The following is a 16,690-nucleotide window of genomic DNA, read 5'->3' as shown; positions in this document are numbered from 1 at the left end:
ATTCATCCTGACGTATTGCCATCGCAGCCTTCGGCAGATCCTGGAGGATCAGCGAGGCATCATTTTTTCCAGCGTATCCAGCAAAACCCGCACTTTGGTAAACGACTCCTGATACTCGGCTTCACAGTCGGAGTCCGCGACGATCCCGCCGCCTGCCCAACAGGAGATCTTGCCGTCTTTGGCGAGCAAGCTGCGGATCGCGATGGAGCTGTCCATCTCGCCGCGCACATCGAGGTATAGCAGCGAGCCGCAGTACAGGCCGCGGCGGCTCGGTTCCAGTTCGTCGATAATTTGCATGGCGCGGATTTTGGGGGCACCGGTAATGGAGCCGCCCGGAAAACTGCCCGCGATTAAATCCAGAGGGTCGTGATCATCCGCCAGCTCACCCACCACGCTACTGACCAGATGGTGCACGTTTGGATAGCTTTCCAGGCTGAACAGCTCTGGCACTTTCACTGAGCCAATCCGGCAGCTACGGCCCAGATCGTTGCGCAACAGATCGACAATCATCAGGTTTTCCGCGCGGTCCTTGGTGCTGGACAGCAGTTCCTGCGCGTAGGACTGGTCTTCGGCGGCGTGTTTGCCTCGCGGCCGGGTACCTTTGATGGGCCGGGTTTCGACGTGGCCCTGGCTGACTTTGACGAAGCGTTCTGGCGACAGGCTCAGTATCGCATCGCCATCCGGCAAGGCTTGATAACCGGAAAACGGGGTAGGGCAGGCTTTGCGCAACGCACAATAAGCCGCCCATGGGTCGCCTTCGTAACGGGTCTGGAAGCGCTGAGTCAGATTGACCTGATAGCAGTCACCCGCATGGATATAGGCCTGGATGCGGTCAAAGGCCTCCCGGTAAGCGGCGGCATTGATCGACGGCGCAAACTGGCCGTCGAGGGCGAAAACGCACGGCTCAGGTATTTGCCTATTGCTGAACAGCTCAATCAGCCGCTGGCGTTCGGTTTCGGCCAGCGAGGGGTGAAACACGAGTTGGCTGGTTTGCTGCTGATGATCGCTGATCAGTGCCCAGGCGTAGAGTCCCAAGCGCGCATCGGGAAGCTGCAAGTCGTCTAGCGCAGCGCAGGATTGTGTTTCGAGGCGGCGGCCGAAGTCGTAACTGAGGTAGCCGATCAGGCCGCCTGCAAAGGGCAGCTCGCAGCCTGCTGGCAATTGCGCGTGGCCGAGGGTGTTCAAGCCATCGCGCAGACGCTGGAAAAATCCGCTGCCGGTTTCTGCGCTGTCGGGCAGAAATGTTTGCACGGGCCAGGCGCTGAGCAGGTCGTAGCGGCCGCGCTCGGCAGTCGGTCGGCCGCTGTCCAGCAGAATGGCCTGCGGAGCGTGGCGAATACATTGGAAATAATCCGCTGGATCGGTGCGATAAGGCAGCGAATAAAGAAAACAGTCAGGCATTCGAGGGTGTCAGTTCGGAGCGCGGGACGGGGATTGTAGTCCTCCGTCGGGATCGCTCCTAGTAGCGTGTCGGAATTGGATGGTTATCCGGCGCAGTGGTCGTGTACTCAGGAGGTCTGGACGTGACCGAAAAGCTCCTGAACAAACTGCAGTCGTTGCTCAGGTGTTTCCTGCTCGCCATTGAGCGCCAATTGCTCAAGTCGCGCTTCAACCGCCTGGGTCCGGTGAGTCAGGCCGCAGTCGTTGGCGATCTGGATGTTCAGGCCGGGGCGGGCATTGAGTTCAAGAATCAGCGGCCCTTGTTCCTGGTCGAGCACCATGTCGACGCCGATGTAACCCAGGCCACACAGCTCATAGCACTCGGCGGCAAGTTTCATGAAACCGTCCCAATTGGGCAGTTGAACGCCGTCCACCGCGTTGGTGGTATCCGGGTGTTTGGTGATGATGTTGTTCAGCCAGGTTCCGCGCAAGGTAATGCCGGTGGCCAGATCGACACCGACGCCAATCGCGCCCTGGTGCAGGTTGGCCTTGCCGCCGGATTGGCGGGTGGGCAGGCGCAGCATCGCCATCACCGGATAGCCCATCAGAACGATGATGCGAATGTCCGGCACGCCCTCGTAGCTGATGCTTTTGAAAATCTGATCCGGGGTCACCCGGTATTCGATCAGCGCTCGATCCCGGTGGCCGCCCAGCGAATAAAGCCCGGTGAGGATGCTCGAGACCTGATGCTCAATCTCGGAGTGGCTGACGATGCGCCCGGAAACGGTCCGGTAGCGACCCTCGAAACGGTCCGCGATCACCAGGATGCCGTCACCGCCTGCGCCCTGAGCGGGCTTGATCACGAAATCGCTGCGGCCGCCAATGATCTCGTCCAGCTTTTCGATTTCCTTCTCGGTGGAAATTACGCCGTACATCTCTGGCACATTGATGCCAGCTGCGATGGCCCGTTCCTTGGTGATAATCTTGTCATCGACAATCGGATACAGGCTGCGCTTGTTGTACTTGAGCACGTAATCCGCATTACGCCGGTTGATGCCCATGATGCCGCGGGCTTCCAGCGCCTTCCAGGTCTTCCACCAACCGATCATTTGGCTTCTTCTTGCTTGGATTCTTCCTTGAGGAAGGCCTTGAAACGGACCAGTTCAGTCAGGCGATAACCGCGATAGCGACCCATGGCCAACATGAAGCCCACCAGAATCAGCAAGACTGCCGGGAAGGTGAAAACGAAGTAGATCAGCGCTGGCACGCTCATGATGATGTGCGCCAGGGAGGCCGCGAACAAGGTGCCAATGGCCACTTTCATGGCATGACCGCCGCCGCGCTCTTCCCAGGTGATGGAGAGGCGTTCGATGGTCATGGTCAGGATCACCATCGGGAACAGCGCTACCGACAGGCCGCGCTCCAGACCCAGTTTGTGGCTGAGCACGCTGATGGCTGCGATCAGCACCACCACGAATGTCAGGACCACTGAAAGGCGCGGCAGCATTTGCAGCTTCAGGTGTTCCAGATAAGAGCGCAACGACAGGCCGAGCGCGGTAATCACCGTGAACAGGATGATGCCGAAGCCAAGCTGGGTTTCCCTGAATGCCAGAGCGATCAGTACCGGGGTGAACGTACCGAGGGTCTGCAGGCCAATCAGGTTGCGCAAGACCAGAATGACCAGTACGCCAATCGGGATCATCACCATGATCATGAAGGTCTGCTGGGTTTCCAGCGGCAGGCCGTACAGCGAATATTCGAGGAAGTCCGCGTCAGTGCTTGCATCGGTCAACTGTGCCAGACGAATTGCATTCATCTCGCTGTTGTTAAGGCTGAAGGTGACCAGGGCTTTTTTGCCGCCTTCGACGGTGATCAGGTTCTCGTCGCCTGTCCACCACAGCAGACGGTCATCAGGCAGGCCCTTTTCGCCGGTATCCGGATTGAAATACAGCCAGTCCTTGCCATTGAAGCTGCGTAGCCAGAGCTCCGGGCTTTGTGGCTGGTCTGCGACGAGGCGAATCGTGTGGACCTTTTCCATCGGTACGTGGGCAATGGACAGCAGCAGCTCGGTAATGCGTGCCTTGTTGGAACTGGATGCATCACCCGCCAGCAGCAGCTTTACATTGTCATCCTTGAGGTTGTTGACCCGCTTGATGGCTTCCGTAATGAAAGTCTCAACGTCCGCCGAGTGTTGGCGGATGGGCGCGAGCAGCGCTTCGGCGGCAACTTTCTCTGGGCCCTCGACAGCAATACTGTCGCGGAAGATCGGGCCTTTGGTTTTTAACCTTTCGCCGCTGTAACGCTTGGTCAGCACCAAACGGTAATAGAGGGTCTGATTGCCGGTAGCGCGGCGTGCCGACCAGGTCACTTTGCGATTGCCGTCGACCCGATTGACGCTGACGCCGTAGTTATTGGAAATGAAGCTTTCATTGAGGCTGATGAAATCCCGCGCCAGTGGTGGCACGAACATCTGGACCTTCACCGAATCCTTATTGTTGTTGGCAACAAACTCGACCTTGGCGTCGATATTCCAGAGGTCGTCGGTTTCATCCTCGGTCACCGGGATGCCGAGCGCCAGTATCTGATAGGCCGTGATCGCGATTCCCAGGGTCACCAGGACGCCAATCAGGATTTTCAGATGCAGAGTCAGAGAGCGCATTGGTTTACTCGGTGGTTTGAGCAGTAATTTCACAGCCAGGCTTGCCCGCTGCGTACTTAAGACTTGGATCGACCAGCGCATCAAAGCGTTTTAGCGCCTCGGAGCCGATCAAAAGCGGGTATTGGAAAGCACTTCGGTCCGTCAAGTTCACTTCAATGGTGCGTAAAGTTGCACCCATGCAGACATCAAGGCTGATAACCGGGCGCGCGGTGTACTTTTTTTCGTCATCGGCGTCGTAATCATCGGCCCGCCGTTTGATTTTGCTGACCCTCGCCAGCGGGCGCTCGATGGGGTGCGCATGTGCGTCATCGATCGCCAGATAAAAGCGTACCCACGTCTCGCCATTGCGTTTGAAATGTTTGATGTCCCGAGCGCTCAGTGAAGCAGTCTTGGCACCGGTGTCGAGTTTGGCGGCCACTTGCAGGTCGATATCGTTGAGCTGGGCGTATTCGTTCAGACCATAGACGGTCTTGTCGGCTGCCATGCCGTTGAGTGATAGCAGAAGAAGGCAGAGCAGGGCGGGAAGGGCTTTTAGTGTCATAAATCCTGGCACGTTGAGGGCGGTCATCCGGACATCGCCCTTAAGTCATATAGTGGCTGGCGCAGTGCTATTACTGACGTTCAGCTGGGGCGGCATTCTAGCATGAAGGTTTTTTGGGATATGCATGTACCTGTGGGAGCCGAGCTGGCTCGCGATAAAGCCAGATGCGATTTACGTAGATAGCGTCCAGTCTTATCGCGAGCAAGCTCAGCTCCCACATAAGATCGTAAATCGGGCTATTGTCGACAGTCCCGATTAATTCTTTGACTAAAATGTATTTGAAAGCTAGTTTTAGCCAAAATAACCCTAATGGTGTCGACAATGTTGGATTCCGTCGAAAGCGCTGCTCCAGTGGCAGACGATTCGGAAACCCTATCCGAAAACGTCTTTCGTCGTATTCAGTCCGCCATCATCAAAGGCGAGATCGCCCCCGGCAGCAAGATTTCCGAGCCTGAGCTGGCGCGCACTTACGGCATCAGTCGCGGCCCGTTGCGTGAGGCGATCCACCGTCTTGAAGGGCAGCGTTTGCTGGTTCGTGTGCCACATGTAGGCGCCCGTGTCGTTTCCCTCAGCCATGCCGAATTGATCGAACTCTACGAGATTCGCGAATCCCTAGAAGGCATGGCCTGCCGTCTCGCTGCCGAGCGCATGACCACTGAGGAGATCGAAGAACTGCGCCGCGTGCTTGAAACCCACGAGCGTGATGCCGCGTTTCAGGCCGGAGTCGGTTATTACCAGCAGGAAGGGGATTTCGATTTCCACTATCGGATCATTCAGGGCAGCGGCAATAAAACCCTGACGCAAATGCTTTGCGGCGATCTGTATCAACTGGTCCGTATGTACCGCATCCAGTTCTCCGCGACACCCAACCGTCCCCGTCAGGCATTTGCCGAACACCATCGCATTCTCGACGCCATCGCCGACCGTGACGGTGAACTGGCCGAACTGTTGATGCGTCGCCACATCGGCGCCTCCAAACGCAATATCGAGCGGCATTATCTAGAGCAGCTCGCCCAACCCGAGGTGAATAATGAATTCCAATAAAACCACTCCAGGCCAACGTTTTCGTGATGCCGTTGCCAGCGAGCATCCGCTGCAAGTGGTCGGCGCGATCAATGCCAATCATGCGTTGCTTGCAAAGCGCGCCGGGTTCAAGGCGATCTACCTGTCGGGTGGCGGAGTGGCGGCGGGTTCACTGGGCATTCCTGATCTGGGCATTACCGGCCTGGATGACGTACTGACCGACGTACGCCGCATCACCGATGTCTGCGATCTACCGCTGTTGGTTGATGTCGATACGGGTTTTGGTTCTTCGGCCTTCAACGTGGCGCGTACTGTGCGCTCGATGATCAAGTTCGGCGCGGCGGCGATCCACATCGAAGATCAGGTGGGTGCCAAGCGCTGCGGTCATCGTCCTAATAAAGAGATAGTTACTCAGCAGGAAATGGTCGACCGTATCAAAGCGGCGGTGGATGCCCGCACCGATGACAGCTTCGTGATCATGGCACGCACTGACGCGCTGGCAGTGGAAGGCCTGGAGTCGGCCCTGGAGCGTGCGGCTGCGTGCATCGAAGCCGGCGCCGACATGGTCTTCCCTGAAGCCATCACCGAGCTGGACATGTACAAGCTGTTTGCCTCGCGGGTCAAAGCGCCGATTCTGGCCAACATCACCGAGTTTGGCGCCACGCCGCTGTTCACCGTGGACGAGCTGCGCAGCGCTGATGTTTCCCTGGTGCTCTATCCTTTATCGGCATTCCGCGCCATGAACAAAGCGGCGGAAAACGTCTACGGCGCGATTCGTCGTGATGGCAGCCAGAAGAATGTGGTCGATACCATGCAGACCCGCATGGAGTTGTACGACGCGATTGATTACCACACCTTTGAGCAGAAGCTGGATGCGCTGTTTGCGCAGAAGAAGGTTTAGTTTTCTGTAGGAGCTGCCGAAGGCTGCGATGGCGGTGCGCCAGAAAAAAGCTTCGCAGCCTGCGGCAGATCCTACGGGCCGATGATGATCTGAATTGCCAAATCCCTAAAAAATCCAAAATTGGAGAGAGCAATGGCTGAAGCAAAAGTATTAAGCGGCGCAGGCCTGCGTGGTCAGGTGGCCGGGCAGACGGCCTTGTCTACCGTGGGTCAGACCGGTGCTGGCCTGACCTACCGTGGCTATGACGTGAAAGAATTGGCCGCTGAGGCGCGTTTCGAAGAAGTCGCCTATCTGCTGCTTTATGGCGAGCTGCCAACCCAGGCGCAACTGGACGGCTATCTCGCGAAACTGAAAAAGCTTCGCGACCTGCCGCAAGCCTTGAAAGAAGTTCTCGAACGGATCCCGGCTGACACCCACCCGATGGACGTGATGCGTACCGGTGCGTCGATGCTCGGCACGCTGGAGCCTGAAACCAGCTTCGAGCAGCAGCGCGACTCCACCGACCGCTTGCTCGCGGCCTTCCCGGCGATCATGTGTTACTGGTATCGCTTCAGTCATGACGGCAAGCGCATTGACTGTGTGACTGACGAAGACTCCATCGGCGCGCATTTCCTGCATCTGCTGCTGGACAAGAAACCCAGCGAGCTGCACCGCAAGGTCATGGACGTTTCGCTGATCCTCTACGCAGAACACGAATTCAATGCGTCGACCTTTACCGCTCGGGTCTGTGCATCGACCCTGTCCGATCTGTTCTCGTGCATCACGGCAGCAATTGGCACCTTGCGCGGTCCGCTGCACGGCGGCGCCAATGAAGCGGCCATGGAAATGATTCAGCGTTTTGATTCTGCCGAAGACGCCATCAAAGGCACCCTGGGCATGCTGGAGCGCAAAGACAAGATCATGGGCTTTGGCCACGCGATCTATAAAGAGTCGGACCCGCGCAACGAAGTCATCAAGGGCTGGGCGAAAAAGCTCGCCGATGAAGCGGGCGATACCGTGTTGTACCCGGTGTCCGAAGCCATCGACAAAACCATGTGGGAGCAGAAAAAGCTGTTCCCCAACGCCGACTTTTACCATGCCTCGGCGTATCACTTTATGGGCATCCCGACCAAGCTGTTCACACCGATCTTTGTGTGCTCTCGCCTGACAGGCTGGGCTGCGCATGTGTTCGAACAACGTGCCAACAACCGCATCATCCGACCCAGCGCCGAGTATGTCGGTGTTGAGCAGCGCAGTTTTATGAGCATTGAAAAGCGCTGATGACAACCCTTTGTTAACGACACAACATCGACCCTGTAGGAGTGAGCTTGCTCGCGATTCGGTTTCTTAGTCGACGAATTTTTCGCCTGATCTGACGCTATCGCGAGCAAGCTCACTCCTACAGTAAAAAAGCGTTCCAAGTCAGGTCGTATTAGTTTGATAAAGGCTCTTACAGAGCGGGATGTATTTGCTGCCACTTACAAAGCTACCCGCCATTTTCCTGAATTTTCCGTGATTGAGGCCCCGTGCCATGAACTCAGAACACCGCAAACCCTTGCCCGGTACTTCACTGGACTATTTCGATGCCCGTGAGGCGGTCGATGCCATCAAGCCCGGCGCTTACGACGGCCTGCCTTATACCTCCCGAGTACTGGCGGAAAATCTGGTGCGGCGTTGTGATCCGGCAACCCTGAACGCCTCTCTGGCGCAGTTGATCGAGCGCAAGCGCGACCTGGACTTCCCATGGTTTCCGGCGCGGGTGGTGTGTCACGATATCCTTGGCCAGACTGCACTGGTTGACCTGGCTGGCCTGCGTGACGCGATTGCTTTGCAAGGGGGCGACCCTGCGTTGGTGAATCCTGTGGTGCCGACCCAGTTGATCGTCGATCATTCTCTGGCCGTCGAGCATAGCGGTTTCGAGCCTGACGCATTCGAGCGCAACCGGGCCATTGAAGATCGCCGCAACGAAGACCGCTTTCACTTCATCAACTGGACCAAGAAAGCCTTCAAGAATGTCGACGTGATCCCGCCGGGGAACGGCATCATGCACCAGATCAATCTGGAGCGAATGTCGCCAGTGGTGCATGCGCTGGAAGGCGTGGCATTCCCTGACACACTGGTCGGCACCGACAGCCACACGCCGCACGTGGATGCACTGGGGGTGATCGCCATTGGCGTTGGCGGGCTGGAAGCCGAGAGCGTGATGCTCGGCCGGGCGTCGTGGATGCGCCTGCCGGACATCATCGGCGTAGAACTGGTGGGCAAACGTCAGCCGGGCATCACCGCAACTGACATCGTGCTGGCTGTTACCGAGTTTCTGCGCGCCGAGAAAGTCGTGTCGTCGTATCTGGAGTTTTTCGGCGAGGGCGCTAATGCGCTGACCTTGGGCGACCGCGCGACCATCTCCAACATGACGCCTGAGTTCGGCGCAACGGCGGCGATGTTCTACATCGACCAACAGACGCTGGATTACCTGACCCTGACCGGGCGCGATCCCGAGCAAGTAAGGCTGGTTGAAACCTACGCCAGGCAGACGGGCCTGTGGGCCGACAGCCTGAAAACCGCCGAGTACGAGAGGGTGCTGAAATTCGATCTGTCCAGCGTGGTCCGCAACATCGCGGGTCCATCCAACCCGCATCGCCGGGTAGCAACTTCTGACCTGGCTACGCTGGGGATTTCCGGCGTCGTGGAAAACGAACCGGGTCTGATGCCCGATGGTGCGGTGATCATTGCGGCAATCACCAGCTGTACCAATACCAGCAACCCGCGCAATGTTATTGCTGCGGGTTTGTTGGCGCGTAATGCCAACGCTGCTGGCCTGACCCGCAAACCCTGGGTCAAATCATCGTTGGCGCCTGGCTCCAAGGCGGTGCAGCTGTATCTGGAAGAAGCCAACCTGCTGCCGGAACTGGAGGCTTTGGGCTTCGGCATCGTCGGCTTTGCCTGCACCACCTGCAACGGCATGAGCGGTGCGCTGGATCCGGTCATTCAGCAGGAAGTTATTGATCGCGATCTGTATGCCACGGCTGTGCTGTCCGGCAATCGCAATTTCGATGGGCGCATTCATCCTTACGCCAAGCAGGCCTTCCTGGCGTCGCCGCCTTTGGTAGTGGCCTATGCGATTGCGGGCACCATCCGTTTCGATATCGAGAAGGACGTCCTGGGTATCGACAAAGCGGGCAATCCGGTCACGCTGAAAGACATCTGGCCGAGCGACGAGGAAATCGACGCGGTGGTGAAAGCCAGCGTCAAGCCAGATCAGTTTCGTCAGGTTTACATCCCGATGTTCGAGATCAAGGCGGACGACGGTGAACGGGTCAAACCGCTTTATGACTGGCGCGGGTTGAGCACTTACATTCGACGTCCGCCATACTGGGAGGGCGCGCTGGCGGGGGCTCGGCCCTTGAAAGGCATGCGGCCGCTGGCCGTGCTGGGCGACAACATCACCACTGATCACCTGTCACCCTCAAACGCCATCATGCTCGACAGCGCGGCCGGGGAGTATCTGGCGAAAATGGGCCTGCCGGAAGAAGACTTCAATTCTTACGCGACTCACAGGGGCGACCATCTGACGGCCCAGCGCGCGACTTTTGCTAACCCCAAACTGATCAACGAAATGGTGCGCATTGACGGCAAGGTCAAGCAGGGCTCGCTGGCGCGTATTGAGCCGGAAGGTCAGGTCACGCGCATGTGGGAGGCGATTGAAACCTACATGGAGCGCAAGCAGCCTCTGATCATTATTGCGGGTGCGGACTACGGCCAGGGTTCATCACGCGACTGGGCGGCCAAAGGTGTACGTCTGGCGGGTGTCGAGGCCATCGCTGCCGAAGGTTTCGAGCGAATTCACCGGACCAATCTGGTCGGCATGGGCGTATTGCCGCTTGAGTTCAAGTCGGGTGTTGATCGTCATACCTTGGGTATTGATGGCAGTGAAACCTTCGACGTGGTCGGCGAACGTATTCCCCGCAGCACCCTGACATTGGTTATCCATCGCAAGAATGGTGAGCGGGTTGAAGTGCCAGTGACCTGTCGCCTTGATACGGCTGAAGAGGTTTCGATCTACGAGGCGGGTGGGGTTTTGCAGCGCTTTGCGCAAGATTTTCTAGAGGCGGCAACAGCCTGAAGATCGCACATATTTTGATCTGGAATCAGATCAATTGTGGGAGCTGAGCTTGGTCTGGGCGGCATTCCGATGATCCGGCTGGACGCGATTCACTTCAGACCGCATATACCTTGTCGCGGGCAAGCCTCGCTCCCACAGGTTGGGTGCTCGCCTCGCGATAGCATGGAGACAAATTTTTATGGCAAGCGCACCACAAATAAAAATCCCCGCCACCTACATGCGTGGCGGTACCAGTAAAGGCGTTTTTTTCAATCTCATTGACCTGCCCGAAGCAGCACAGGTGCCGGGTGAGGCTCGGGATGCTTTGCTGCTGCGGGTTATCGGCAGCCCGGACCCGTACGAAAAGCAGATCGACGGCATGGGCGGGGCGACCTCCAGTACCAGCAAGACGGTGATTGTGTCGCGCAGCAGTCGGGCGGATCACGACGTGGATTACCTGTTCGGGCAGGTTTCCATCGACAAGCCGTTTGTGGACTGGAGTGGTAACTGCGGGAATCTCTCGGCAGCCGTCGGTCCATTCGCAATCAGCAGCGGCTTGCTTGACACCTCACGCGTTCCTCAAAACGGCGTTGCTGTGGTGCGGATCTGGCAGGCGAATATCGGCAAGACGATTATTGCCCATGTGCCCATTACTGAAGGAGCAGTGCAGGAAACCGGCGATTTCGAGCTGGATGGCGTGACGTTTCCGGCAGCCGAGGTGCAACTGGAATTTCTCGACCCAGCGGCTGAGGAGGAGGGCGCAGGCGGTTCGATGTTCCCTACCGGCAATCTGGTGGATGAGCTGGAGGTGCCCGGAGTTGGCACGTTCAAGGCCACGCTGATCAATGCCGGTATCCCGACCATTTTTGTTAACGCCCGAGACATTGGCTACAGCGGCCTGGAATTGCAGGGCGATATCAATGGCGACCCCAAAGCGCTGGCGATGTTTGAAGCGATCCGCGCCCACGGCGCGCTGCGCATGGGCCTGATCAAGCATCTGGAAGAAGCTGCTACCCGCCAGCACACGCCGAAAGTAGCGTTCGTGACAGAACCTGCCGACTACATCGCGTCCAGCGGCAAGCCGGTAGCTGCCAGCCATATCGATCTGCTGGTACGCGCCATGTCCATGGGCAAGTTGCATCACGCGATGATGGGTACCGCGGCGGTAGCCATCGGCACAGCGGCCGCGATTCCCGGTACGTTGGTCAATCTGGCAGCGGGCGGCATCGAGCGCGAAGCCGTGCGCTTCGGGCATCCTTCCGGCACTTTGCGGGTCGGCGCACAGGCGCTGCAGAGCAATGGCGAATGGAAGGTCACCAAGGCGATCATGAGTCGTAGCGCGAGAGTGTTGATGGAGGGCTGGGTGCGGGTTCCGAGTTGATCTGATCAGAAGACTTGAAATGCTTTTTTATGTGGGAGCGGTGCTTGCCCGAGAAAAACGATAACGCAGTATGTCTTCAAGCTGCGTCTCATGCATCGCGGGCAAGCACCGCTCCCACAAAAAGCAAACCGGATTCCAAGTATCACTTAAACCGTCGCTCAACCCCTTTCTCAACCAGCACTTTGGCGGAGATTTCTTCGACCGAGAAATGGGTGGAGTTGATGTTCGGAATGTTTTCCCTGCGGAACAGGCTTTCCACTTCACGAACCTCAAATTCGCACTGGGCATAGCTGGAATAGCGGCTATTGGGCTTGCGCTCGTGGCGAATCGCGGTGAGGCGATCTGGATCAATGGTCAGGCCGAATAATTTGCTACGGTGCTCCTTCAGCGCATTTGGCAGCTGCAGGCGCTCCATATCGTCTTCCGTGAGCGGGTAATTGGCGGCACGGATGCCGAATTGCATGGCCATGTACAGGCAAGTCGGGGTTTTACCGCACCTGGAAACCCCCACAAGAATGATGTCTGCCTTGTCGTAATAGTGCGTGCGTGCACCGTCGTCGTTGTCCAGCGCGAAGTTCACCGCCTCGATCCGCTCCATGTAATTGGAGTTGTGCCCGATGGAGTGCGATTTGCCCACCGAGTAGGACGAGTGTGAACTAAGCTCTTGCTCCAGCGGTGCCAGGAAGGTCGAAAAAATGTCGATCATGAAGCCGTTGGATGTCGCCAGGATCTCGCGAATATCCTGATTGACGATGGTGTCGAAGATGATCGGCCGGACATCGTCCTTATCGGCGGCATTGTTGATTTGTTGTACCATCGCCCGCGCTTTTTCGACGCTGTCGATGTAGGGCCTCGTGAACTTGTTGAACGTAATATTCTCAAATTGCGCTAACAGGCTTTGGCCAAGGGTTTCAGCGGTAATCCCGGTGCCGTCGGAGATAAAAAAAGCAGATCGTTTCATTTGCGCCTTTGGCCTTAAGCTGGTGACGATTGTTGGATATCATAGGCGCGCTTGCGGGCCTGGGTGGCTGGCATTAGCAACTTTTTTCAAGGTTCGGCTTGAAGTCAGGCCAAACAAACGTTCGGATTCGTGCCTGGCGCGACCGGGCGACTGAGCTTTTCCCAACAACAAACACAGTTAGTGGAGAGATCACCTTGGTAGAGTACGTAGTTTCCCTCGATAAGCTCGGCGTCCATGATGTGGAGCATGTGGGAGGCAAGAACGCATCCCTCGGCGAAATGATCAGCAACCTTGCCGGTGCTGGCGTTTCGGTACCTGGTGGTTTCGCCACCACGGCCCAGGCCTACCGTGATTTCCTTGAGCTGAGCGGTCTGAACGATCAGATCCACGCAGCTCTGGACGCTCTGGATGTCGACGATGTCAACGCGCTGGCCAAAACCGGCGCGCAGATTCGTCAGTGGATCATGGAAGCCGAGTTCCCCGAGAAGCTCAACGCCGAGATTCGCACCGCCTTTGCCGAACTGTCGGCAGGTAATCCGAATCTTGCCGTCGCCGTGCGTTCTTCCGCCACAGCAGAAGACCTTCCTGACGCCTCTTTTGCCGGTCAGCAGGAGACCTTCCTCAATATCCGCGGTGTCGAAAACGTCATCCGTGCGGCCAAGGAAGTGTTTGCCTCGCTGTTCAACGACCGTGCCATTTCCTACCGTGTTCACCAAGGCTTCGATCACAAGCTGGTGGCATTGTCTGCCGGTGTGCAGCGCATGGTGCGCTCCGAAACCGGTACGGCAGGTGTGATGTTTACCCTGGATACTGAATCCGGCTTCCGCGACGTGGTATTCATCACCGGCGCTTATGGCCTGGGTGAAACGGTAGTGCAGGGCGCGGTCAACCCTGACGAGTTCTATGTACACAAGGGCACCCTCGCAGCAGGTCGCCCGGCCATTCTGCGCCGCAATCTGGGTAGCAAGGCCATCAAGATGATCTACGGCGAAGAAGCCAAGGCTGGTCGTTCGGTGAAAACCGTGGACGTCGAGCCTGCTGATCGCGCGCGTTTCTGCCTGACTGACGAGGAAGTCGCAGAGCTGGCCAAGCAGGCAATGATCATCGAGAAACACTACAAGGCGCCGATGGATATCGAATGGGCCAAAGACGGTGATGACGGCAAGCTGTACATCGTCCAGGCGCGTCCGGAAACCGTGAAAAGTCGCGCCCAGGCCAACGTCATGGAGCGTTATCTGCTCAAGGAAACCGGCAATGTGCTGGTTGAAGGTCGTGCCATTGGTCAGCGCATCGGCGCAGGCAAGGTGCGAATCATCAGAGACGTTTCCGAAATGGACAAGGTCCAGCCCGGCGACGTGCTGGTTTCCGACATGACCGACCCGGACTGGGAACCGGTCATGAAGCGCGCCAGCGCCATCGTCACCAACCGGGGCGGCCGTACCTGTCACGCGGCGATCATTGCCCGTGAGTTGGGCATTCCGGCGGTTGTGGGCTGCGGTAACGCAACCCAGTTACTGCAGGACGGTCAGGGCGTGACGGTTTCCTGCGCAGAGGGCGATACCGGTTACATCTTCGAAGGCGAGTTGGGCTTCGACATCAAGACCAACTCGGTCGATGCCATGCCTGAGCTACCGTTCAAAATCATGATGAACGTCGGCAACCCGGATCGAGCATTCGACTTTGCCCAACTGCCCAACGCGGGTGTGGGTCTGGCGCGTCTTGAGTTCATCATCAACCGCATGATCGGCGTGCACCCCAAGGCGCTGCTCAACTACGACAGTCTGCCTCAAGACATTAAAGACAGTGTCGACAAGCGCATTGCCGGCTACGACGATCCCGTGGGCTTTTATGTCGAGAAACTGGTCGAAGGGATCAGCACTCTGGCCGCTGCATTCACCCCGAAAAAGGTCATCGTGCGTCTCTCGGACTTCAAGTCCAATGAGTACGCCAACCTGATCGGCGGCAAGATGTACGAGCCGGAAGAAGAAAACCCGATGCTGGGCTTCCGTGGTGCTTCTCGCTACATCAGCGAAAATTTCCGCGACTGTTTCGAGTTGGAATGCCGTGCCCTCAAGCGTGTGCGTGAGGAAATGGGCCTGACTAACGTCGAAATCATGGTGCCGTTCGTGCGCACGCTGGGTGAGGCCAGTCAGGTGATTGACCTGTTGGCGGAGAACGGTCTGAAGCGCGGCGAAAATGGCCTGCGTGTGATCATGATGTGCGAGCTGCCTTCCAACGCGATTCTGGCCGAGGAGTTCCTCGAGTACTTCGACGGCTTCTCTATCGGGTCCAACGATTTGACCCAGCTGACTTTGGGTCTGGACCGTGACTCCGGCGTCATCGCTCATCTGTTTGACGAGCGGAACCCGGCTGTGAAGAAGCTGCTGTCCAACGCCATTCAAGCCTGTAACAAGGCTGGCAAGTACATCGGCATCTGCGGTCAGGGTCCATCGGACCACCCGGACCTTGCACGCTGGTTGATGGATCAGGGCATTGAAAGCGTTTCGTTGAACCCGGATTCCGTGCTGGAAACCTGGTTCTTCCTGGCTGAGGCTCAGGCCCCGGTCTGATGTGATTGAGTGAAGCCCCGGTTCATCTCTGTGAGCCGGGGCTTTTTTACGTTTACCATGGACGGTTTCCACGCCGACCTTTGATTGTTTGAGCAATATGCAAAGCAGCAGCACTCTCTTTCCTGTGGCTTTGATCAGCGCCGAGCGTTGTGGTGATCTGATCGAAGACGTTTACCGCCTCAAGCCTGCCAATAGTCCTGATTACAGTGTCGAAATTGCTGTAACCCGACTGGGTCTGGTGTCGCAGCCTGACGTGCGCGGCGTGCCGGTCATCCTGCTGCATGGCAGTTTTTCCAACCGACGTTTCTGGTATTCCCCCAAAGGGGTCGGTTTGGGCGCGTACCTCGCGCGAGCCGGGTTTGACGTGTGGATCCCGGAAATGCGCGGGCACGGGCTATCGGCTCGCAACGAAGCCTACCGTTACAACCGGGTGGCCGATTATGCGCGTTACGACGTGCCAGCCATTGCGGCATTCGTTCGTGAGCAGAGTGGGCAGGTTCCGCACTGGATCGGCCATTCGCTAGGCGGCACGACTCTGGCAGCCGCGCTGGGCGGGCAGTATCTGGGTTCTCCCGGTGCAGCCTCAGTCGCTTTATTTGGCAGCCAGGTCAGTCGTGATTACTGGCCGCTGAAGATTCCTCCGGTCCAGTGGGCAGGGCGCCTGTTGCTGAAACCGTTCGATCACATTTCCGGCCCGCGTTTCAAGCGTGGCCCGGAGGATGAACCGATCGGGCTGGTACTGGAAAGTATGCGCTGGCATGGTCTGTTTGGTCGTTTCGGTGATCGCGAGACCGACTGGTGGGCTGGCCTTTCGGGAGTCGACGTCCCTGTGCTGGCTGTGGCAGCAATGGGGGATTATCAGGACCCGGTCTGGGCCTGTCGCAAGCTCTTTGATCAGATGGGTTCGCCACAGCGCAAATTCCTCTGTCTGGGGCGTGAACAGGGTTTCTCGGAGAATTTTGATCACGTAAAGATGCTGGTCAGCAAAAGCGCCCAGCGAGAAGTGTGGCCGCTGGTTACGCAGTGGTTGAACGAAGGCTGCGTGCCTGTACAGGAGCTGTCGCAAATGCCGATGGCCGTCGGCGACTGACTTCAAGGTATTACACTGGCCGCAGCTTGCGATTAAGCTGCGACAAGAAATGTTAGGGTCATGAATCTGGTTGGGTTTCGATCTTATGAGCTACGGTTCATAA

Annotated in this window: 12 protein-coding genes; 7 read left to right on the top strand and 5 right to left on the bottom strand. The window is 57.6% G+C overall.

The window, feature by feature from the left end:
* Positions 1-48: 48 nt before the first annotated feature.
* The 4 genes from pabB to rloA all read right to left on the bottom strand — a co-directional run bounded on the left by pabB (position 49) and on the right by rloA (position 4,580).
* Positions 49-1,401: an aminodeoxychorismate synthase component I gene (pabB, locus tag AUC60_RS05450; protein WP_087265078.1), complete on the bottom strand. Its 1,353-nt coding sequence runs from the start codon at positions 1,399-1,401 to the stop codon at positions 49-51.
* A 107-nt stretch (positions 1,402-1,508) separates the two neighbouring features.
* Positions 1,509-2,486, bottom strand: coding sequence for an alpha-L-glutamate ligase-like protein (locus tag AUC60_RS05445; protein ID WP_167384322.1), 978 nt, complete (start codon positions 2,484-2,486; stop codon positions 1,509-1,511).
* Positions 2,486-4,039 carry an osmotic stress tolerance membrane protein RloB gene (rloB, locus tag AUC60_RS05440; RefSeq protein ID WP_087265076.1) on the bottom strand — a complete coding sequence of 518 codons (1,554 nt, stop codon included), beginning with the start codon at positions 4,037-4,039 and terminating at the stop codon, positions 2,486-2,488. Before rloB ends, AUC60_RS05445 begins: the two co-directional genes overlap by 1 nt.
* Before the next feature lie 4 nt (positions 4,040-4,043).
* Complete coding sequence (gene rloA / locus AUC60_RS05435) at positions 4,044-4,580, bottom strand: retropepsin-like aspartic peptidase RloA (protein WP_087265075.1); 537 nt, start codon at positions 4,578-4,580, stop codon at positions 4,044-4,046.
* A 321-nt stretch (positions 4,581-4,901) separates the two neighbouring features.
* Here rloA and AUC60_RS05430 point away from each other — a divergent pair, with 321 nt between their 5' ends.
* The 5 genes from AUC60_RS05430 (at position 4,902) to prpF (ending at position 11,966) form a co-directional block, all read left to right on the top strand.
* Positions 4,902-5,624 carry a GntR family transcriptional regulator gene (locus AUC60_RS05430; protein ID WP_087265074.1) on the top strand — a complete coding sequence of 241 codons (723 nt, stop codon included), beginning with the start codon at positions 4,902-4,904 and terminating at the stop codon, positions 5,622-5,624.
* The gene (gene prpB / locus AUC60_RS05425) at positions 5,611-6,504 is read left to right on the top strand and encodes a methylisocitrate lyase (protein ID WP_087265073.1); all 894 of its coding nucleotides are present in this window, start codon (positions 5,611-5,613) and stop codon (positions 6,502-6,504) included. Before AUC60_RS05430 ends, prpB begins: the two co-directional genes overlap by 14 nt.
* A 132-nt stretch (positions 6,505-6,636) precedes the next feature.
* Positions 6,637-7,764: a bifunctional 2-methylcitrate synthase/citrate synthase gene (gene prpC, locus AUC60_RS05420; RefSeq protein ID WP_087265072.1), complete on the top strand. Its 1,128-nt coding sequence runs from the start codon at positions 6,637-6,639 to the stop codon at positions 7,762-7,764.
* A 250-nt stretch (positions 7,765-8,014) separates the two neighbouring features.
* The gene (gene acnD, locus AUC60_RS05415; RefSeq protein WP_087265071.1) at positions 8,015-10,606 is read left to right on the top strand and encodes a Fe/S-dependent 2-methylisocitrate dehydratase AcnD; all 2,592 of its coding nucleotides are present in this window, start codon (positions 8,015-8,017) and stop codon (positions 10,604-10,606) included.
* A 178-nt stretch (positions 10,607-10,784) separates the two neighbouring features.
* Positions 10,785-11,966, top strand: a complete 1,182-nt coding sequence (gene prpF, locus AUC60_RS05410) for a 2-methylaconitate cis-trans isomerase PrpF (protein ID WP_087265070.1) — start codon at positions 10,785-10,787, stop codon at positions 11,964-11,966.
* Between the two features lie 142 nt (positions 11,967-12,108).
* Here the strand turns inward: prpF and ppsR are convergent, their stop codons facing one another.
* Entirely contained in the window at positions 12,109-12,927 is an 819-nt protein-coding gene (gene ppsR / locus AUC60_RS05405; protein WP_087265069.1) for a posphoenolpyruvate synthetase regulatory kinase/phosphorylase PpsR, read from the bottom strand.
* 194 nt (positions 12,928-13,121) lie between these two features.
* On the opposite strand from ppsR, the gene ppsA reads away from it, so the two are divergent.
* On the top strand, positions 13,122-15,497 hold the full coding sequence (ppsA, locus tag AUC60_RS05400) for a phosphoenolpyruvate synthase (protein ID WP_087265068.1): 2,376 nt from the start codon (positions 13,122-13,124) through the stop codon (positions 15,495-15,497).
* Between the two features lie 97 nt (positions 15,498-15,594).
* Positions 15,595-16,587 (top strand): alpha/beta fold hydrolase, encoded by a 993-nt coding sequence (locus AUC60_RS05395; protein WP_087265067.1) that lies wholly within the window; start codon positions 15,595-15,597, stop codon positions 16,585-16,587.
* The last annotated feature ends 103 nt before the right edge of the window (positions 16,588-16,690 follow it).

This window comes from Pseudomonas caspiana (assembly GCF_002158995.1).
Lineage (GTDB): Bacteria > Pseudomonadota > Gammaproteobacteria > Pseudomonadales > Pseudomonadaceae > Aquipseudomonas > Aquipseudomonas caspiana.
This window is presented reverse-complemented; position numbering and strand designations above follow the sequence as displayed.